This window comes from Streptomyces sp. NBC_00425 (genome assembly GCF_036030735.1).
Taxonomy (GTDB): Bacteria; Actinomycetota; Actinomycetes; order Streptomycetales; family Streptomycetaceae; genus Streptomyces.
On sequence record NZ_CP107928.1, the window covers coordinates 3,188,053 to 3,208,733 of the forward strand.

At 72.3% G+C, this 20,681-nt stretch carries 12 protein-coding genes; 3 read left to right on the top strand and 9 right to left on the bottom strand.

The features are described 5' to 3' along the window. Positions 1-82 precede the first annotated feature (82 nt). Both OHS82_RS13290 and OHS82_RS13295 read left to right on the top strand, forming a co-directional pair. A complete protein-coding gene (locus tag OHS82_RS13290; protein WP_057580573.1) occupies positions 83-2,125 on the top strand; it encodes a glycoside hydrolase family 31 protein in 2,043 nt (680 codons plus the stop codon). Between the two features lie 108 nt (positions 2,126-2,233). Continuing rightward, positions 2,234-3,421 carry a sulfotransferase family protein gene (locus OHS82_RS13295; RefSeq protein ID WP_057580572.1) on the top strand — a complete coding sequence of 396 codons (1,188 nt, stop codon included), beginning with the start codon at positions 2,234-2,236 and terminating at the stop codon, positions 3,419-3,421. Positions 3,422-3,475: 54 nt separating this feature from the next. Here OHS82_RS13295 and OHS82_RS13300 read toward each other — a convergent pair whose 3' ends face one another. From OHS82_RS13300 to OHS82_RS13330, 7 genes are all read right to left on the bottom strand, one after another. Then, positions 3,476-4,195 carry a glycoside hydrolase family 12 protein gene (locus OHS82_RS13300; RefSeq protein WP_057580571.1) on the bottom strand — a complete coding sequence of 240 codons (720 nt, stop codon included), beginning with the start codon at positions 4,193-4,195 and terminating at the stop codon, positions 3,476-3,478. Between the two features lie 46 nt (positions 4,196-4,241). After that, complete coding sequence (locus tag OHS82_RS13305) at positions 4,242-6,488, bottom strand: glycosyl hydrolase family 95 catalytic domain-containing protein (protein WP_328433911.1); 2,247 nt, start codon at positions 6,486-6,488, stop codon at positions 4,242-4,244. After that, positions 6,485-8,452 carry a beta-galactosidase gene (locus OHS82_RS13310; RefSeq protein WP_057580569.1) on the bottom strand — a complete coding sequence of 656 codons (1,968 nt, stop codon included), beginning with the start codon at positions 8,450-8,452 and terminating at the stop codon, positions 6,485-6,487. The genes OHS82_RS13305 and OHS82_RS13310 overlap by 4 nt, the downstream gene beginning before the upstream one ends. After that, on the bottom strand, positions 8,452-10,647 hold the full coding sequence (locus tag OHS82_RS13315; RefSeq protein ID WP_328433912.1) for a 1,4-beta-glucanase: 2,196 nt from the start codon (positions 10,645-10,647) through the stop codon (positions 8,452-8,454). The genes OHS82_RS13310 and OHS82_RS13315 overlap by 1 nt, the downstream gene beginning before the upstream one ends. A 298-nt stretch (positions 10,648-10,945) precedes the next feature. After that, entirely contained in the window at positions 10,946-11,881 is a 936-nt protein-coding gene (locus tag OHS82_RS13320; protein ID WP_328433913.1) for a carbohydrate ABC transporter permease, read from the bottom strand. Then, complete coding sequence (locus OHS82_RS13325; RefSeq protein WP_328433914.1) at positions 11,878-12,912, bottom strand: ABC transporter permease; 1,035 nt, start codon at positions 12,910-12,912, stop codon at positions 11,878-11,880. The genes OHS82_RS13320 and OHS82_RS13325 overlap by 4 nt, the downstream gene beginning before the upstream one ends. Positions 12,913-12,938: 26 nt before the next feature. Then, complete coding sequence (locus OHS82_RS13330; protein WP_328433915.1) at positions 12,939-14,633, bottom strand: extracellular solute-binding protein; 1,695 nt, start codon at positions 14,631-14,633, stop codon at positions 12,939-12,941. A gap of 328 nt (positions 14,634-14,961) precedes the next feature. Between OHS82_RS13330 and OHS82_RS13335 the strand changes: the two genes are divergently transcribed. Continuing rightward, on the top strand, positions 14,962-17,832 hold the full coding sequence (locus OHS82_RS13335; protein ID WP_328433916.1) for a glycoside hydrolase family 3 C-terminal domain-containing protein: 2,871 nt from the start codon (positions 14,962-14,964) through the stop codon (positions 17,830-17,832). Between the two features lie 166 nt (positions 17,833-17,998). Here OHS82_RS13335 and OHS82_RS13340 read toward each other — a convergent pair whose 3' ends face one another. Both OHS82_RS13340 and OHS82_RS13345 read right to left on the bottom strand, forming a co-directional pair. Next, on the bottom strand, positions 17,999-19,444 hold the full coding sequence (locus OHS82_RS13340) for an aldehyde dehydrogenase family protein (RefSeq protein WP_057580564.1): 1,446 nt from the start codon (positions 19,442-19,444) through the stop codon (positions 17,999-18,001). Between the two features lie 40 nt (positions 19,445-19,484). Then, positions 19,485-20,291 (bottom strand): phosphatase PAP2 family protein, encoded by an 807-nt coding sequence (locus tag OHS82_RS13345; protein WP_079041373.1) that lies wholly within the window; start codon positions 20,289-20,291, stop codon positions 19,485-19,487. Positions 20,292-20,681: the final 390 nt, after the last annotated feature.

The window sequence follows — 20,681 nt, forward strand, 5'->3', positions numbered from 1 at the left end:
ACCCCTCGCGCCCTGCCGGGGCGCCCCCATGCCCGCGTCCTCTGTTTCACTCCTGTCTGCACTCCTTCAAGGAGCACTCCACGTGAACCAGTCTGCCGAAAACCAGCCCCAGGTCAGCCTCGCGCAGTCGTCGCCCACGGTCGGCACCTTCCGGGAGCGCGACGGCGCGCTGGAGTGGAGGGGCCGTCAGGAGACCCTGCGGGTCGAACCGTGGGGCCCGGACGCCGTCCGGGTACGCGCCCGGCTCGGCGGACCGATCCTCGAAGGACTGCCGGGCGCCCTGCTCGACGAGCCGCCCGCCACCGAGAGCAGCGTCAAGACCGGCGACGCGGAAGGACTGCTGACGGTCGGCGCGCTCACCGTCGAGGTGAGCGCCGAGGGCCTGGTCCGCTTCCTGCGCACCGACGACCGCACCGAGATCCTGGCCGAGGACCGCGCCCACTTCTGGTGGCCCGGCTCACGCCTCTACACCGCCGTCGGCAACGGCCACCACCGTCTGGAGCAGCGGTTCGCCGCCTACGACGACGAGCGGCTGTACGGCCTCGGCCAGCACCAGCACGGCCGCCTCGACCAGAAGGGCCTGGTCCTGGACCTGGTCCAGCGCAACGCCGAGGTCGGCATCCCGGTGCTCAGCTCGAACCGCGGCTACACGCTGCTGTGGAACAACCCGGCGATCGGCCGCGTCGAACTGGCCGGCAACGGCACCCGCTGGGTCGCGGACTCGGCTCGGCAGATCGACTACTGGATCACGGCCGGCGCCCCGGCCGACGGTCAGCGCCGCTACAGCGCGGTCACCGGCCGTACGCCGATGCTGCCGGAGTGGGCGGCGGGCTTCTGGCAGTGCAAGCTGCGCTATCGCACGCAGGACGAACTCCTCGAGGTGGCACGGGAGTACAAGCGCCGGGGACTGCCGCTCGACGCCATCGTCTGCGACTTCTTCCACTGGACGCACCTGGGCGACTGGAAGTTCGACCCGGCCGAGTGGCCCGACCCGGCGGCGATGGTCCGCGAGCTCGAGGAGCTGGGCGTCAAGCTGGTGGTGAGCGTGTGGCCGTCGGTGTCGCCGCTGAGCGAGAACCATCAGGTGCTGGAGCAGCGCGGCTGGTTCATCGGCACCCAGTACGGTCCGATGGCGCACGCCGACTGGCCCGACAAGGGGGTCGCGTCGACGGTCCAGGTGGCGTTCTACGACGCGACCAACCCCGAGGCCCGGGACTTCCTGTGGTCGAAGATCCGCGACAACTACCTCGCCCCGTACGGCATCACGGCCTTCTGGCTGGACGCCTGCGAGCCGGAGCTGAAGCCCGGCTTCCCGGAGAACCTGCGCTACTGGGCGGGTCCGGGTCTGGAGGTCGGCAACATGTACCCGGCCGAGAACTCCCGCACGTTCTACGAAGGGCTGCGCGCGGCCGGCGAGGAGGAGATCGTCAGCCTCAACCGCTCGGCGTGGGCGGGCAGTCAGCGCTACGGCGCCGCCCTGTGGTCCGGTGACATCGGGACCGACTTCCCGACGCTGCGCCGGCAGATCGCGGCCGGCCTCAACACCGCGCTGTCGGGCATCCCGTGGTGGAACACCGACATCGGCGGCTTCCACGGCGGCGACCCGGACGACCCGGCGTACCGGGAGGTGATGGTCCGCTGGTTCCAGTTCGGCGCGGTGTCCCCGCTGATGCGTCTGCACGGCTTCCGCGACCCGGGCATGCCGCTCGGCCCCGACATGACCGGCGGTCCGAACGAGGTGTGGTCGTACGGCGAGGAGGCGGGCACGATCCTGGAGGCCTATCTGCGGCTGCGCGAGCGGCTCAAGCCGTACGTCCTTCAGGTCATGCGGGAGGCGCACGAGGAGGGCCTGCCGCCCATGCGGCCGCTGTTCCTGGAGTTCCCGGACGACCCGGCGGCCTGGTCGGTGGACGATTCCTACCTCTTCGGCCGGGACCTGCTCGTCGCGCCGGTGCTGACGGCGGGCGCGACGACCCGTACGGCCCACCTCCCGGCGGGCGCGGTCTGGACGGACGCGTGGACCGGCGAGACCTACGAGGGCGGGGCGAGCGTGACGGTCGACGCCCCGCTGGACCGCCTCCCGCTGTTCCTGCGGGACGGGGCCCGGCTGCCGGTGGCCGAGTAACGCCGGTACAGCCGAACTCCCTTGTGGCAAAAGGCGGTTGGTGGGGTAGGGGGCTGGCGTCCCGCTGCCCCCTCCGTCCCCCGCTGCCCCGCGAAAGGGTGTTCTCCCGTGTCCTCATCCCCGCTCGCCCTCACTGTGGCCGACCTGTTGCTGCGGCCCGGCTTCGCCTCCCGTCGCACGCCCGACCGCGTCTTCGACCGGCTCTCGGCCACGGCCCGCCCGGCGGACGGGGACGAGGAGTGCACCGAGGAGTTCCGGCGTCTGCTGCGCGACTGGGCCCGGGACGAGAACCTCACGCCGGTCGGCTGGTGGTCGGCGCAGGGGCACGTCCGGCGGCATCTGGCCAACCGCGCCCGGGTCCGGCGGCTGATCGCCGAGCATCCCGGGATCGCACGGGAGCCGATCGAGCGGCCGGTGTTCGTGGTGGGCCTGCCGCGCACCGCGACGACACTCACCCACGGTGTGCTCTCGCTGTCCGAGCAGCACCGATGTCCCCTGCTGTGGGAGCTGCTGGCACCGGACCTGGAGGGCTCCCCCGAGCAGCGCCGCAGGGCGGTCACCGCGGCGCGCCTCATGGTCGGCGCCATCGATCTGTTCGCGCCGCGCTACCGCGACATCCATCCACTGGTCGCCGAGGGGCCCGAGGAGTGCACCTTCGCCCTCCCGCACACCGTCATGCCGCTGTCCCAGGCCCGCATCCCCGCCTACCGGGCGGCGCTGGAGGAGCGGGACTTCGTCCCGGACTACGCCTACCTCAAGCAGGTCTACCAGGTGCTCCAGTACGGCCGCCCCCGCCGCCGCTGGGTGCTGAAGTCGCCGCTGCACACCGGCAACCTCGACGCGCTGCTCGCCGTCTTCCCCGACGCCACGCTGGTGTGGACGCACCGGGATCCGGCCGCCGTCGTGGCCTCGTTCTGCAGCCTGATCGAGCACGGCATGGCGATCACCCTGCGCCCGCTCGACCTGCACGAGCTGGGCGCCACCTGGCTCGCCCTGCTGAGCCGTTCCGTGCAGCGCGGCCTCGCGGCCCGTGCCTGCGTGCCGCGCGAGGCGCTGGTGGACGTCCCCTACTCCTGGCTGGGATCGGACCCGGCCGCCGGAGCCCCGAAGCTCTACGACGCCGTGGGCGCCCGCTGGACCGACGCCGACGCGGCACGGCTCCCCCGGATCGCCGCCCGCCCCAAGGGCAGCCGGCCGCACAGCTACGACCTGGCCCGTTACGGCCTGACCCGGGCGGACGTCGACGCCGCGTTCGCCGACTACGACGTGTTGCGCGCCGAGGTCGACCGGGCCTGACGCACGGCGGGGGGCCGGCCCCGCGGGGTGTGCGGAGCCGGCCCCGGAAGCCGGTCAGCTGCTGCTGACCGTCGCGCTGTTGGCCCGGAAGTCGAGTCCGCCGGCCGACGAGGTGATCTCGAAGCCGAACTGCACGTCCCCGATGGTCTCGTTGCCGAACCAGTGCTTGGTGTCCTTGATCCACTTCAGGATCGGCAGGATGTCGACGGTGCCGGACGTCGAGTTCGAGGTGCGCACGAAGGAGAACACGTCGTTGGCGGTGTTGTTGCCCTTGTAGACGGCCCAGGTGTGGCCGCCGAGGGTGACGGTGCCCTGCGAGGTGCCGAGGGGGCCGACGGCGCCGGTCTTGTTGACCCAGAGCATGACCTCGTAGTCGTAGTCGGTGTCCCAGATGTCGTACGACGTGTTGTACGAGCCGGCGGACGGGACGGTGACGTTGTAGCTGCCGGTGAGCGAGCTCAGCGAGGTGATCGACTTGTTGATCACCTTCTTGGAGTCGGGGTAGGACTTGATGCCGCCGGTGTTGGGGTGGTTGGCCCAGACGCCCCAGTTGGTGCCGGAGTTGGCCCAGAAGCACTGGCTGCCGGAGCCGGAGCCCCAGATGTTGTTGTAGAGCGTGTAGCCGTTCAGGCTCGTGTTGCCGTACTGCTCGCAGCTGTTCCAGACGGCGGCCGAGGCGGGGGCGGAGGCGAGGCCCACGGTGGCGCCGAGCGCGAGGGCGGGGGCGAGGAGGGCCTTGACGATCCTGCGGGGGGTTCGGTTCCGTGTTGCCATGGTGTCCCTTCCATGGGTGGGGGGAACTGCGCTTTTCTGGGGGGAGTCACCACGTCCTCAGGGTGAGGACGTGGTCTTCCCCGGCGACCAGGTCGAGCACGCGGGGGCCGCCGGAGGAAGTCCGGACTTCGACGCGGTGCGTGCGGTGCGGTGTGACGACCGCCCGGGCGCCCTCGGGGCCCCAGGTCAGGTCGATGTCGGCGCCGAACCGGGTGCGCACCCCGCGCAGTGCGCCCGCGGGGAGCTCCGGGGGCACCGCGGGCAGCAGCACCAGCCGGTCGGGGGTGGACTGGACGAGCGCCTCGATCAGCACGGCGGGCAGGGTGTGCGCGGCGTCGGCGTTGTAGACGTCGCGGCGGGGGTAGTGGGCGCTCATCAGGGAGTCGTGGAAGAAGTCGCCGTCGAGGACCGCACCCAGGGCGTTCGCGACCCGCCCGCCGTCCCGGAGGCGGGCGGCGATCAGCGCGTGGTGCAGGTGGCCGTGCGCGGAGTCGTTCTCGGCGCCGCGCAGCTCCAGGGCTCGGTGGGCGGCGGCGGCCCGCCCCGGGGTGTCGTAGGGGTTGATCTCGTCGAGGGGCCAGACGCCGTACAGATGGCTGAGGTGGCGGTGGTCGTAGGAGTCGTCGAGGCCGGGCCAGGCCCATTCGGCGAGGGCGCCGTCGGCGTTGGTGCGGTGGGGCGGGAGGCGGTCGGCGAGGGCCCGCCAGCGGCCGGCCTCCTCGGGGGCCTGCGGGTGGTACTCGGCCGCGGTGAGCAGTGCGTGCCGGGCGGCGGAGAGGTCCATTGCCGCGTTCAGCGCGCCCCAGCTGCCGCCCGCGGGCCGGTTCTCCGGCGAGTACGAGGGGACGACGACGAGCCGGCCGTCCGGGTCGGTGCGGGTGAGGAAGTCCTCGTAGAACCGGGCGACCTCGGCGAGGGCGGCGGCCGTGCGCGGGTCGCGTGCGCCGCGGGTCTCGTCGTGGTCGACGAGGGGCTTGAGCAGCCAGTCGGCGCCGGCGGTCCACAGGTGGAGCGGGTACTCGCGGCTGAAGTGGTACGACAGCCCGGACTCTCCGTCGGTGTGCGCGGGCGCGACCGCGCCCCGCGCGCCGAACACCGCGCGGGCGTTCGCCCGCCAGTCGTCGAGCTGACGGTGGATCAGTGAGGCCAGTGCCTCCGTGACTTCGGGCAGGGCGGCGGCCGCGGCCGAGGCGGTCTGGAGGTTGACGTTGGCGTCGTTGGTGAACGCCCCGGACCATGCGGTGTCCCAGTCACCGGTCCACAGGCCCGGCAGGCGCGGCGGGTTCTGACCGGAGGAGGACAGGAGGTGGTAGCGGCCCGCGGCGAAGAGACGTTCGAGGAGGGCTGCGCTGCGGGGGCGCCGGAGCAGCTCGGAGCCGGTCAGCGCGCGCTCGGCGGGGTCGGCGTGCAGGTCGAGGGTGACGCGGCGGTAGGCGGTGCGGTGCAGGGCGAGGTGGCGCTCGAGCAGGTCGTCGTAGGAGTGCGGCAGCCGGCTCAGGGCGCGCTGCTCCGCGAGGACGTCCAGTTCGCCGGTGTGCCGGCGCACCCGGGTCAGCAGCAGCACCGACGCGGCTCCGGTGACCCGCACTCCGGGAAGGGTGAGCTCGGTGCGGCCGCCGGCGGCCACGACGAGGGTCACGCCGGTGTACGCGCGGTCGCTGTCCGGGTAGCGGGCGCGCAGCGTGAGCAGGGCCCCGGTCGTCGTGCGGACGGCGCCGTGACCGACGGCGAGGCCGGCGGGGGCGCCGGGGAGCCGGTGGTCCAGCGCAATGTCCAGGTCGAGGCCGGTGACCTGCTGGACGATCACGTCGTCGGCGCGGGAGACGAACACCCGGCCGACGGCGTCCGCACGGGTCGCGACGGTCTCGCCGGTGGTGAAGTCGACGGACCGCAGGAGTCCGCGGTCGCGGCGTGGCTCGTCGGCGGGTGTGCGGCGCACACTCATCCGGAAGGCCGGGTGGAAGGGCTGGACCCACTGCAGAGGGCGGTGGTCGGTGAAGTCCTCGGCGGCCGTCGTCTCACCGGCGAGCAACCTGTCCTGCAGCGCGGCGAGTTCGTCGGCCAGTTCGGGCGGCCCGGCGTGTTCGGAGCCGTTGGGACGGACCAGGCTGTGATGGGTGACGACGACCCGCTCGTCACAGGGGTCGCCGAACACGAGGACGCCGTGCCGGCCGTTGCCGCTGAGGAAGGCGTCCTCCCAGCGGGCCGCGGCCCGGCGCTCCCACGTCCCGTGCACGGGGCCGTCGGCGCCGCCGGGAGCGGGCGGGGCGGGCGGGGCAGGTGGGGCGGTCATGGGCGCAGCACCGCCACACCATAGCGGTCCAGTCGGACCTCGTCCGTGACGGTCGTGCCGGTCAGCAGATCGTGGTGGGTGCCCGCGAGGGCGACGGTCACGGGTTCGCGGCCGTGGTGGAGCAGGAAGAGCAGGTCGCCGCGGCGCACGGCCTCGACGCCGGGCGGGAGGCCTTCGAGGACGGGCCGGACGCCCGCCTCGGCGGCGATCCGGGCGAGCAGCGTGCGGAAGGCGTCGGGCTCGGGGAGGGTGGACAGGTACCAGGCGCGGTCCCGGCGCAGGACGGCGGGCATCCCGTCGAGCTCGCCCTGCCGGTAGACGGTCTCGACGCGGGCGTCCGCGGCCGGCTCCAGTTCCTCGGACCACAGGGTGCCGCGGAAGCCGTCGGCGGCCACGGTCTCCCCCGGGTCCAGCGGCCACCACTCGTGCAGGACGCGGATGCCGAACAGCTCGCGCAGCCGGGCGTCCATGCCGCCGTCCCGTACCCGGTCGTCCTCGTCGGCGACGCCGGTCAGGAACCCGCAGACGAGGACTCCGCCGCCGCGGACGTATCCGAGGAGGTTGTCGATCGCCGCGTCCGTGAGGGCGTACAGCTGCGGGACGAGGATCATCCGGTAGCCGGACAGGTCGTGCTCGGGGTGGGCGAAGTCGGTGGTGAGGTTGTTCTCCCACAGGGCGCGGTGCCAGGCGGTGAGGACGGCCGGCAGGTCGACCTCGGTGGACGGACGGGCGTCCTGGGCGCCGGCCCACCAGGCGTGCCAGTCGTGCAGGACGGCGACGTCGGCGGTGATGTGCCGGTCCGCCGCGTGCGGGCCCAGTGCCGCGAGGTCGGCGCCGAGCCGCTTGACCTCCTGGAAGGTGCGGCCCTCCTCTCCCGCGTGGCTGACCATGCCGGAGTGGAACTTCTCCGCGCCCTGCCGGGACTGCCGCCACTGGAAGTAGCAGACGGCGTCCGCGCCCCGGGCGACCGCCTGCAGGGACCACAGGCGGTTCATGCCGCGCGGCTTGGGGTGGTTGACGCCGCGCCAGTTGACCGGTCCGGCCGCCTGCTCCATCAGCATCCAGGGTCCGCGCGCCTGGGAGCGGGTCAGGTCCTGGACCATGGCGGCGTACTGGGCGCCGAAGGGATCGCGGGGGTCGGGGTAGAGGTCGACGGAGACGACGTCCTCCTCCTCGGCCCAGCGCCATGCGTCCTGGCCGATCCACAGCGGCATGAAGTTGGTGGTGACCGGCAGGTGCGGGGTGTGCCGGGCGACGATGTCGCGTTCGGCGCGGTAGCACTCCAGGAGCATGTCGGAGGTGAAGCGCCGGAAGTCCAGCACCTGGGCCGGGTTCTTCAGGTAGTGCGGGGTGCGCGGGGGCAGGATGCCGTCCCAGGTGTCGTAGCCCTGGGACCAGAACGCCGTGCCCCAGGCGGTGTTGAGGGCGTCGAGGGTGCGGTACCTCTCGCGCAGCCAGCGCCGGAAGGCGGCGGCGGCCTCGTCGCCGTGGTCGAAGGTGCAGTACTCGTTGTTGATGTGCCACATGGTGAGGGCGGGGTGGCCGCCGTATCGGGCGGCCAGGTCCTCGGTGATGGCGGCGGCGTAGCGGCGGTAGGCGGCGCTGGAGTGCGAGAAGTGCTGACGCCCGCCCCACCACTCGACGCGGCCGTCCTCGGTGCGGGGCAGGGTCTCCGGGTGCAGCCGGCCCATCCAGGGCGGGGGCGAGGAGGTGGGGGTCGCCAGGACGACGCCGACGCCGCCCTCGTGCAGCAGGTCCATCAGGGTGTCGAGCCAGCCGAACTCCCGTGCCCCCGGCTCGGGTTCGAGTCGCGACCAGGAGAAGACGCCGAGGGTGACGGAGTTGACGCCGGCGTCCCGCATGAGCCGGACGTCCTCGTGCCAGGTCTTCTCGGGCCACTGTTCGGGGTTGTAGTCGCCGCCGAAGAGGATCCGCCCGCGGGTGGCGTCGCCCAGGTGCGGCATCAGACGGGCTCCCCGTACTGGATGCCGCGGCCGTTGGTGGCGATGTAGACACGGCCGTACCGGCGCGGGTCGGCGGCGATGGTCGCGCCCGTCCAGCCCCACTGGTGCCGGTCGTCGTTGATCCGGGTCCAGGTCCGGGCGGCGTCGTCCGAGCGGTACACGGCGGTGATCGTATCCGTGGAGCCGACCTGGTAGACCGCCGGGTAGTCGGCGCCGGCGGCGGCCTTGCCGAAGGCGAGGGTGTAGGAGGCCCAGCAGCTGGTCAGCTTGGTGAAGGCGGCCCCGCCGTCGGTGGACCGGTAGAGCCCGTTCCACTTGGTGCTCAGCCACAGGTCGCCGGACCGGCCCGGGGCCGCCGTCAGCTGGAACTGGCTGTCTCCGGACGGCAGTCCGCTCGCGCGCCCGGTGAAGGTGAGGCCGCGGTCCGTGCTGGCGAACAGGGTGCCGGTGTCGGTGTCGTAGGCGTAGAAGCGCGTCGGGTCGGCCGGGTCGGCGAGCGGGGTGGCGCCCTTGGGGAAGGAGGCGACCTCGGACCAGGTCGCGCCGTTGTCGGTGGAGCGCTGCGCGGGGTACTTGGTGCCGTCCCAGTGCACGAAGGACCACAGCAGCACGCTGCCGTCGCCGTTGGTCGCGATCGGCCCCGGCGCGTCCTCGGCGATCGCGGGCTGGGCGGCGAAGGGCGCCCAGGTCCTCCCGCCGTCGTTCGAGTACGCGCCGTTGCCGTGGTCGCCGAAGCCGGTGCGCACGACGTACGAGGGCCGGGCGGCGGCCTGGGCGAGCCCGGTCGCCGTCCCGAACACCGGGTCGGCCGCCATGCCCCGGGACGGCGAGGCCGTGAGCCGCTCGTGGTACATCACCCCGACGTCCCCGAGGCCGCTCAGCAGGTGGGCCTCACCGGTCGGGGGTGATATCAGCAGGCGCACGGACGTCTCCTCCAGGCCCCGGATCTGCGGCGCCCAGTGCTTCAGGTCCCGGGTGCCGTAGAGGGTGGCGCCGGTGCCGTACACGACGTGCTTCGAGTCGTACGGGTCGACGGCGACGGCCTGTATCCACCAGCCGAACTTGGGCGCGTCGGCGCCGAAGGCGAGGAACGGCGTCTCGGACACGTCCAGGACCGCGGAGTCCTTGAGGGACGTCCAGGTACGGCCACCGTTCGTGGTCCGGTACAGGGTGTCGACGGCCGACCAGCGGTCGTTCGTGGAGACGACGACGGTGCCGGGCCGCCGGGCGTCCACGGCGGCCCCGCCGTAGCCGAAGGCGTCGCCGCTCGCGGGGCGGACCGGCGTGACGTCGGTCCATCTGCCGCTCGCGGTCGCCAGCTTGTGCACGCTGCCGTCGGACTGCCCGTTGGGTCCGGGCGCGTCGGCGTACGTCACGTACAGCTCGCGGGTGTGGCAGTCGTACGCGGCCCGTACCGGGACCTTGGCTGCGGCCCCGGAGGGCTGACCGGGGACGGCCTGCCAGGTGCTGCCGTCGGTGGTGCGGTAGAGGTTGGCCGCCGTGCCGTCGGAGTCGCCCCAGCCGGCGTAGAGGGCGCGGCCGGCGGCGACGAGGAGCGTGACGCCCTGCCCGGTGGCGGACGGCGTCGCGGGGAATCCGGCCGCGGCCGACCAGGTCGCGCCCCGGTCCGCCGACTTCAGCAGGCCGTCGTGGCGGGTGCCCAGCCACAGGGTGTCGCTGTCGCGCGGATCGACCAGCAGCCGCTCGCCCGTGCCCCGGCCGTCCTCGTTGCCGCCGAGTTTCACGGTCAGGTCGGTGCGGGCCCAGGTCGCGCCGCGGTCCTCAGAGCGCAGGATCGCGCCGTTGCCGGCCCAGGACTGGGTGTAGGTGCCGAGGGCCAGGTAGAGGCGGTCGGGGTGCGCGGGGTCGACGGCGAGGGCCTCCACGCCGAGCAGGTTCCAGTCGTCCCAGCCGAGGTGGTCGGTGAGGGGCGTCCAGCGGCCGGTCCGGTCGTCCCAGCGGTAGGCGCCGCCGATGTCCGTGCGGGCGTAGGCGAGACCGCGCACGGCGGGGTGGAAGAGGACGCCGGAGACGAATCCGGTCCCGCCGATGACGGCGTTGCGCCAGCGGTAGGCGGGGGCGGCGGCGCCCTCGGCCGCGTCGGCGCGCCCCTGCACCGACGGGAGTGCGGTGAGCGCGGCGGCGGCAGCGGTGCCGGCGAGGACGGTGCGGCGACTGAGCGGGGCGGCATGCATGGGGTACCTCGCAGGGTGGGGTTCTCGGTTCGGGGGGTGCCGACGGCGGCGCCGCGCCGCGGGATGTGCGGGGGCTGTGGCGGTGTGCGTGGGTGGGGGGGCGCCCCGGGTGCGGGGCTGTGGCGGTGTGCGGCTCCGCCGCGTCGGCGCGAGCGGCGGAGGACCGGCGGAGGACCGTCGCGGTGCCACACGGCCCGGCGACCTCGGCCGGGCCGCCGGAGCCGCCGTGGCCGTGGCCGTGGCCGTGGCCGTGGCCGTGGCCGGAGAGGTTCACCGGCACGCGACGCCCGGCACGGCGCTAGCCCTTCACCGCGCCGGTGAGCATGCCCTTCTTGAAGTGCTTCTGGACGAACGGGGAGAGCACGGCTACCGGCAGCAGCGCCATCACCATGACCGCCATCTGCACGGCGAGGGCCGACAGTTGACCCGTCTTGATGGCCTGCCCCATCCCGACCGGCGCCTCCTGCTTCTGCACCAGCTGGATCATGACGTTCTGCAGCGGCATCATGTCCTGGTCGTTGAGGTACAGCGACGCGTTGAACCAGGCGCTCCAGTAGCCGACGGCGTAGAAGAGCGTGATGACGGCCAGCACCGCCCGCGAGAGCGGCATGACGATCTGCCACAGGATGCGGAACTCGCCTGCGCCGTCGATGCGGGCGCTGTCGATGAGCTCCTGCGAGATGCCCGTGAAGAACCCGCGCAGGACCAGGATGTTGAACACGCTGATCGCGCTCGGCAGGATCAGCGCGAGGTAGGTGTCCGTCAGGCCCAGGGACTGCACCAGCAGATAGGTCGGGATCAGGCCGGCGCTGAAGAACATCGTCGCCAGCAGGATCATCAGGATCCAGCGGTGTCCGAGCGAGCCCGAGCGGGAGAGCCCGTAGGCGCACAGCACGGACACGCTCATCGAGAAGACCGTGCCGACGAGGGTGATCAGGACGCTGATGACCGCGGCCCGGGTGACCTGACCTCCGCTGAGCAGCTCCCGGTAGGCGACGAAGGTGATGCCCTTGGGCACCATCACCAGACCGCCCGCCTCGTCGATGGTCTTGCGTGAGGAGAGGCTGGTGACGAGGACGATCCACAGCGGGAAGAGGATGGCCAGGCAGGCGAAGGACAGGGCGACGCCCTTGCCCGCGAGGCCGGCCCTGCTGGGCTGCTCCTCCCAGACGGGCCGCGGGGGCGCGGCCCACCTGCCGGGCGTGCGCGCCGGCTTGTCGATGACGACGGTCATTTCTTGTACACCCCCTGCTCGCCCATCAGGTGGGCCACCTTGTTCGCGACGAGCACCAGGCCGAGGCTGATGACGCCCTTGATCAGACCGGCGGCGGCCGCATACCCGAAGTCCTGGTTGCGGACGCCGTTCCACCAGACGAAGGTGTCGAGCACTTCCGACGCCCCTGGCCCCACCGCGTCGCGCTGCAACAGGATCTGCTCGAAGCCCACCGTCAGGGCGTCGCCCACCCGCAGCACCAGGAGCAGCGCGATCACCGGCCGCAGGGCGGGCAGCGTCACGTGCCACATGCGGCGCCAGCGGTTGGCGCCGTCCATCGCGGCGGCCTCGTAGAGGTCGGGGTTGACCGAGGCCAGCGCGGCGAGGAAGACGATGATGCCCCAGCCGGCGTCCTTCCAGACGCTCTGCGCCGTGATGAGGAACTTGAAGGTGTCCGGGTCGGTCATGATGTCGATGCCGTCGTACCCGTGCTGCCGCAGCAGCTGCGAGAGGATTCCCGCGCCGCCGAACAGCTGCTGGAAGACGGCGATGACCAGCACCCACGAGAAGAAGTGCGGCAGGTAGAGGATCGCCTGCGACACCGCCCGCACCCGGGGCCGGACCACGCTGTTGATGAGCAGCGCGAGCAGGATCGGGATCGGGAAGTACAGGACGAGCTGGAGGAAGAACAGCACCAGCGTGTTCTGGACGGCGCTCCAGAAGGCGGAGTCCTCGAAGAGCCGCTGGAAGTTCTCCAGGCCCACCCAGGGACTGTGGAGGATGGAGACGACGCCGTTGTCGCTGACGTAGGGGTCGTAGTCCTGGAAGGCGACCACGTTGCCGAGGATCGGCACGTAGTTGAAGAGCAGGACCAGCAGCACCGCGGGCAGGGTCATCAGAAGCAGGACGCGGTCGCGCCTGAATCTGATCCGCAGACTCAGCTTGCCGGAGGTCCACGCGGTCCCCGGCCCGGCGGCGTCGCCGGACGCCGCCGGGGTCTTCTGCGCCTGGTCGGCCTCGGCCCTGCTCCGAGGCACCGTGCTGTTCGACACGGCAGCTCTCCTTGCCCCGGTCCTGGTCAGCTCGCCGCCGAACCGTTGTCGTCGAGCAGCTTCTGGTACCAGTCGCGCAGCTGGTCGCCGCCCTTCTTCTTCCAGTCCGCGACCGCCTGCTGCATGTCGCCGATCTTCTTGCGGCCGCGGACGATGTCGTCCTCCAGCTGCTCGAAGTCGTTGGTGAGGTTGGTCCAGCGGGTGGGCTCGGTGATCTGCATGCCGTAGAAGGCCGACTTCTTGGTGAAGGCGCCCATCCGCTGCTGCCACTCGACCTGGCCCTTGGCGATGTCCGGGAAGTCGGGGTGGGCGATGGTCGCGGCCGGGCTCGCGATCATCACGAAGGCGTTGGAGACCTCCTGATTGCCCTTGTCGTTCTTGACGGGCACCCCGTCCTTGACGGTGTAGTGCGTGCCCTCGACCCCGTAGTTGGTGAGCATGTACTCCTTGGTGCCGTACGGGGCGGCGGTGACGTTGGCGACCGCCAGCACGTCACGGATGACCGACTCGGAGGCCTTCTTGTTGACGAAGGCGAAGATGTTGGCCGGCTGGGTGGCGTAGATGACCGGGTCGGCGCCGCCGTGGCCGAAGATGTCCATGCCCCAGATCCGGAAGTCGGGGTTCTGCGTGGCCTGCGAGGCCTGCTGCCCGTACCAGCTGGAGATGTCGTTGTTGTAGATCAGGAACTCGCCGGCCGCGAACTTGGTGCTCGGGTCGACGGCCTGGCTCTTGCCCAGCTTGAAGTCGGGGTGCACGTAACCGGCGGCGAACAGCTTGCGGGACCACTCCAGCGCCTCGAGGTAGACGTCCATCTCGATGCGGTTGACGAGCTTGCCGTCGACGAGGATCCAGCCGAGCGGCTTCTCCGCGCCGGAGGGCACCCCGAAGCTGTTGAACGCGGTCCACTTCATGTCGCCGCAGGCCCACACCTTGGCCTTGGCGTCGGTGATCTCCTTGGCCAGCGCCATGAACTCGTCGGTCGTCTTCGGGACCTCGTAGCCGTGCTTGTCGAAGAGGTCCTTGCGGTAGAGGGGGACGATGTTCGGCACGTACGACGACGGCATCGGCAGAGCGCGCAGTTCGCCGCCGAAGATCGAGCGCTGCCAGGCGTCCGTCGGGATGGCCGCAAGGTTGGGGTACTCCTTGACCTTGTCGCCGGACAGGTAGGGGCCCAGGTCGGCGAACTTGCTGAGAATGGCGCTGGGTATCTTGCCGCCCATGTTCCAGCCGGGGACGACCACCACGTCCGGGACCTCACTGGACGCGAGGACCGCGCCGAGCTTCTGGTCGTAGGTGTTGCCGTCCTGGTTCTGCCAGACGACGTCGACGCCGATGAGGCTGTTCATCCCCGTGTAATAGGGGTTGCCCGCCTTCGGCGGGGAGCCCCAGAACGGCGACATGACGGTGATCCTGCCGCCCTTGCCGAGCTTCTTCGGCACCGAGGTCTTCAGGCCGGCGAGGTCGAGCTTGCCGGTGAAACCGACGGCGGAACCGTTCTTGGAGGGGATGTCCGGCGTCACCACGCTGCCGGCCACGAAGGCGGGCAGGATCTTCTTCGCGGCCTTGCCCGACGTGGTCCCCTCGCGTGAGTCGCCGTCCGACCCGCCGCAGGCGGCGAGCAGCGGCATCCCGCCGGCCACCGCTGCGGTGGCGACCGCCGTGGAGGCGAGGAAGCTTCTCCGGCTCGGCCCGGAGGAGGCGGAAGCGGCGTTCGGCGTCATTGCGTCAACCCTTCGTGGCGCACCAGGACACCCGGCGGTGGCCGTCGGCTGCGGTGTCTCGAGTGGAACTGGCTGAGCGGAAGCGGTCCCTGTGGCCCCATGCGCTGGAGCTTTCCAGTCGAAGCGCTTCGATGTTGCTGCGAGGTTAAGTGAACACCCGGGGGTGCACAAGGGTCGTCCCCAAGTTTCCTCCGAGGCACAGCGGGTGACCTGTTCGCATGCACCGCTTGAAATAAGCGCGAGGTCCCCTTGACACCCACCTGTGTGTCGAATCAGCATCGAAGCGCTTCGAAAGAGCTGGCTCGCTCCACCGCAAAGGGAACCCCACGTGACCGCACTTACGCCGCACACGCCACCTTTCCGCGATCCGCAGCTGCCGTTCGCGAAGCGCATCGACGACCTGCTGTCCCGGCTGTCCCTGGACGAGAAGGTCTCCTTCCTGCACCAGTTCGCCCCCGCCGTCGAGCGGCTCGGCGTCGATGCGTTCCGCACCGGCCAGGAGGCGCTGCACGGCGTCGCATGGATGGGCCCGGCGACGGTGTTCCCGCAGGCCGTGGGACTGGGCGCGACCTGGAACACCGACCTGGTGCGCCGGGTGGGCGAGGCGGTGTCCAAGGAGGTCCGGGCGATGCGCACCCTCGACGAGCGCGTCGGCCTGAACGTCTGGGCCCCCACCGTCAACCTGCTGCGCCACCCGCTGTGGGGCCGCAACGAGGAAGGCTACTCGGAGGATCCGAAGCTGACCTCCGCCATCGCCACCGCCTATACCCACGGCCTGCGCGGCGACCATCCGACGTACTGGCGCACGGCCCCCGTCCTCAAGCACTGGCTGGCGCACAACAACGAGACGGACCGGGCCGTCACCTCGTCCTCGGTCCGCCCCCGGGTGCTGCACGAATACGATCTGCGCGCCTTCCGCGACACCGTCGAGGCGGGCGCGGTGGCGGGCGTGATGCCCGCGTACAACCTGGTCAACGGCCGCCCCAACCACGTCTCGCCCTCGCTGCGCGAGCACTTGCGGACCTGGACCGACGAGGACCTGCTGGTCTGCTCGGACGCGGGCGCGCCCTCCAACCTGGTCGACTCCGAGCACTACTTCGACACCCACGAGGAGGCGACGGCGGCCTCGCTGCTCGCCGGCGTGGACAGCTTCACCGACCACGGCACCGACGGCTCGAAGATCGTCGCCCGGGTCCGGGGCGCCCTGGAGCAGGGCCTGCTGACCGAGGCCGACGTGGACGCGGCGGTCCGCCGGCAGCTCTCGGTCCGCTTCCGGCTCGGCGAGTTCGACCCGCACGACGACCCGCACGCGAGGACCGGCGAGTTCGACACCCCGGCGCACCGCGCGCTCGCCGCCGAGGCCGCCGAGCAGGCGGTCGTGCTGCTGCGCAACGACGGTGTGCTGCCGCTGGCCGCCGAGACCCGGATCGCGGTGGTCGGACTGCTCGCCGACGAGTGCAAGGTCGACTGGTACAGCGGCACGCCGATCCACCGCTCGACCCCGCTGGAAGGGCTGTACGAGCGGTTCGGCGCCGAGCGGGTCGAGTTCGCCGAGGGGGTGGACCGGGTCCTGCTGAAGACCTCGGCCGGAAGGTTCCTGAAGGTCCCCGCCGCGCCCGAGGCCTGCGACGAGGCACGCGGCGCCGAGGGCGCTCTCGACCCGGCGCTGCTGGCCGGCCGCACCGACCTGCCGCCGCTGACCGTGGATGCCGACGGCACGGAGCTGGCGCTGGTGGACTGGGGCGAGGACGTCCTGACCCTGCGCGCTCCCGACGGCCGCTACCTCTCGGTCGCCGAGGACGGCCTGCTGCGCGCCTCCGCCGACCAGCCGGGCGGCTGGGTCGTGCAGGAGACGTTCCGCCTCGAACCCCACGGGAACGGTCACCTCCTGCTGCACCTGGGCACGGGTCGTCACGTGCGTGTCGCCGCCGACGGTGTGCGGGTTGCCGGGCCGGACGCGGAGACCGGGGGGAGCCCCGAGGTCTTCGAGCTCATCGTCGTCGAATCCGGCGAGAGCGCAGTGACCCGGGTCACTGCCGGGGCCGACGTGGTCGTGGTGGTGGCCGGCAACGATCCGCACATCAACGGCCGGGAGACCGAGGACCGCACCACGCTGCGCCTGCCGGCCCACCAGGAGCGGTTGCTGGCGGCCGGCCGGGCGGCGGGGGCGCGCACGGTGCTGGTGCTGGTGTCGGCGTACCCGTACGCGTTCGAGCCGGGCCCGCTGTCCGCGGCGCTGTGGACGGCGCACGGCGGTCAGGCCGCGGGCTCCGCTCTGGCGCGTGTCCTGGCCGGCGACGTCTCCCCCGCCGGTCGCCTGCCGCAGACCTGGTACGCCGACGACGCGGACCTGCCCGACCTGCTGGACTACGACGTGATCGGCGCCCGGCAGACCTACCTCTACTTCGAGGGCGCCGCGCTGTTCCCGTTCGGGCACGGCCTGTCGTACTCCTCGTTCGCCTACGCCGGTCTCACGGTGCGGGTGACGGACGGGAGGGCGCACGTCGCCTGCACGGTGACCAACACCGGCGACACGACGGCCGACGAGGTCGTCCAGCTGTACACCCGCGCCGTGGACCCGTCGGTCGTCCGCCCGCGCCGTGAGCTGCTCGACTGCCGCCGGATCACCCTGGCCCCCGGCGCGTGCGCGGACGTCGCCTTCGACGTGCCGCTGTCCGCCTTCGCGTTCTGGGACGTGGCGCGGGGCGGACGGCGCCTGGAGCCGGGCCCGTACGAACTCCTGGTCGGCGCCTCCAGCGAGGACGTCCGCCTGCGGGCGACCGCCGTCCTCGACGGCGAGCCGTCGGCGCCACGCGCGGTGCGCGCGGACGGACTCGCGGCGGCCGACTTCGACGAGCAGGGCGGGACCGAGATCGTCGACCGCACCAAGGAGTCGGGCGACGCGGTGACGCCGGTCGGCGGCGGGAGGGGCGAACTGCTCTACCGCGCCTGCGACTTCGGCACGCGCCCGGACACACCGGGGGTGACGGCCGTGACGGTGACGGCGTCCGGTCGGGGCACGGTGGAGTTCTCGCTGGACGGCGGTCCGGTGCTGGCCACGGTGTCCCTCGGGACGCCCACGCCGGGCCCGTACGCCTACGTCACCCTGGACGCGCCCTTCGTCGCGGACGGCGTCCACGACCTGCGCCTCGGACTGCGCGGCCCGTTGCGGCTCGCGCACGTCGGCTTCTCCGGTTGAGGGTCCGGAAGAGGCCGGCACGAAGAAGGGGCCCGGCGCCGGAAGGCATCGGCGCCGGGCCCCTTCGGGGACGGCGTGTGAGCGCCGACCCGAAGATTATCTGAAAATGGTTCCCATTAGCTAGAGGCCGACCGGTCGGGGGGCCGACCGGTCGGGACCTGCCGGCTCAGAGCGCGAGCCCGGTCAGCACCAGGACCCGCTCGTAGGTGTAGTCCTCCATCGCGAACCGCACGCCCTCGCGGCCCACGCCGGACTGCTTGGCTCCGCCGTACGGCATCTGGTCCGCGCGGTAGGAGGGCACGTCGCCGATGACGACGCCGCCGACCTCGAGCGCGCGGTGGGCCCGGAAGGCCGCCTGGACGTCGTGGGTGAACACGCCCGCCTGGAGGCCGTACTTGGAGGAGTTGACGGCCGCGAAGGCCTCGGCCTCACCGTCGGTGCGCTGCACGGTGAGCACCGGTCCGAAGATCTCCTCGCAGGCGACCTTGGTGTCGGCCGGCACATCGACCAGCACGGTCGGCGCGTAGGTGGCGCCGTCGCGCTCACCGCCGGTCAGGAGCTTGGCCCCGGCCGCGACCGCCTCGTCCACCCATGTCTCGACCCGTCGGGCGGCGTCCTCGCTGACCAGCGGGCCGACGTCGGTCGCGGCGTCCGACGGATCGCCGGTGACCTGCGCCTCGACGGCGGCGACGATGCGCGGCAGCAGCCGGTCGTACACGGAGGCGTCCGCGATGACCCGCTGCACGGAGATGCAGGACTGACCGCCCTGATAGTTGGAGAAGGTCGCGATGCGGGTGGCGGCCCAGTCGAGGTCGGCGTCGCTCGCGAAGTCGCCGAGGACGACGGCGGCGCCGTTGCCGCCCAGCTCCAGGGTGCAGTGCTTGCGCGGCACCGAGTCCATGATCGCGTAGCCGACCTTCTCGGAGCCGGTGAAGGAGATCACGGGCAGCCGCTCGTCCTGGACGAGGGCCGGCATGCGGTCGTTGGAGACCGGCAGGATCGACCAGGAGCCGGCGGGCAGCTCGGTCTCGGCGAGCAGCTCGCCGATGACCAGGGCGGACAGCGGGGTCGCCGGGGCGGGCTTCAGGATGATGGGCGCGCCGGCCGCGATCGCCGGGGCGATCTTGTGCGCGCACAGGTTCAGCGGGAAGTTGAACGGCGCGATGCCGAGCACCACGCCCTTCGGGAAGCGCCGGGTGAGCGCGAGGCGCCCCTGACCGCCGGCGTCGGTGTCGAGCCGCTGGGCCTCGCCGCCGTTGAACCGCCGGGCCTCCTCGGCCGCGAAACGGAACACGGAGACGGCCCGGCCGACCTCGCCGCGCGCCCACTTGACGGGCTTGCCGTTCTCGGCGGAGATCAGCTGCGCGATCTCCTCGGTGCGCTCGACGAGCCGCTTGCTGACGTGGTCGAGAGCGGCGGCGCGCACATGCGCCGGAGTGGCGGCGAACTCGTCCCGCACGGCGTAGGCGGCGGCGACGGCCTCCTCGACCTGCACGTCCGTCGGCACGCCGACCCGGCCGACGAGCCGGCCGTCCCACGGGGAGGTGACGTCGAAGCTGTCCTCGCCGGTGACCTGGCGTCCGGCGAGCCAGAAGGCGTGGGTGGCCCCCACGATCGTTTCCTGGGGCATGGTCGAGTCCCGGCCCTTCCGCTTAGGGGGTGTCCTGTGGCTTTCGTGGTCCACGGTAGGGGCGCGCGGCCGAGGGGGCGCTTGTCCGAGTCGTACGGGTGGGCGGCTCGGGTGCGACGGTTTGGCGTGGTCGGCCGCGTTCCCGTTCCAGGAGGAGCCACAGCGCCCCGAGCAGCACGGTGCACAGGCACCAGCTGGCCACCACGTCGAGCGGCCAGTGGTAGCCGCGCCGGACCAGCCCGCAGGAGACGGCGAGGACGAGGAGCGCGCTCGTGGACGCGGCCGCCCGGCGGGCGAGCGCGGTCCGCAGCCACGGCAGCAGGACCAGCACCGCGGAGCCGTAGGCGACGGCCGCCGTCGCCGTGTGCCCGGAGGGGTAGTACCCGGTGGCGGGCGGCACGGCGGGCGTTCCGGGCCGGTCGGTCCACTCCTTGAGGGGCACGACGATCAGCGGCACGAGCAGCATCAGGCCGAGCGCCGCGCCCGGCGGCGCCCACCACCGCGCCCCGCCCGCCGCTCTCCCCCGCCAGGCCGCGTACCCGGCGGCCAGCACCAGCACGGGCACCGCGATCTGCACCTCGCCGAGGTCGGCCAGCAGCTCGGAGACCCGGTCGGGGTGGACCAGGGCACGGCTGAGTCGCTCGTCCACGCGCAGCAGCGGTCCGGCGACGGCGACCTGCCAGGTGATCACCGCGAAGAGAACGGCGGGCAGGCCGACGAGCAGGCCGAGAAGGGCGCCGGACGGAGGGCCGGGACGGGGGCCGAGCGGGGGACCGCAGTCGGGGCCGGGAGGGGGGCCGAGTGTCGGGCGGCTCGGACGGGACGACATGGTCCACAGCTTGTCAGCTTGTCGGAGCGGCCGTACGACGGAGAAGGACCGAAAAAAGACCCCGGAGCGCGTCCGGGGTCTTCTCCGCGTGGTCGGCGCCTGAAGAAGGAGGTCGGCCGCCCCGGAACAGGGGGGATTGTTCCGGGGTGGCCGTCCGGACCGGAGCCGCCGGCCGCCCCGGGGGGTTTGGGGCGGGCGACCGTCCGATCGGTGGAGATTCGAAGCCGGAGGCTCCGGTTGTGTGCGCGAGGGCACGACCAGGTCGAAGCTGGGGAGGCCCCGGCCTGGATTCCGCCCACGGTCTCCCGGGGGCGGGGTGTATCTCTCATCCGGGTAGAACCTACGGCAGGGCCGGACGCTGCGACAGGCCGTCTGCCGTCCCGCCATCCT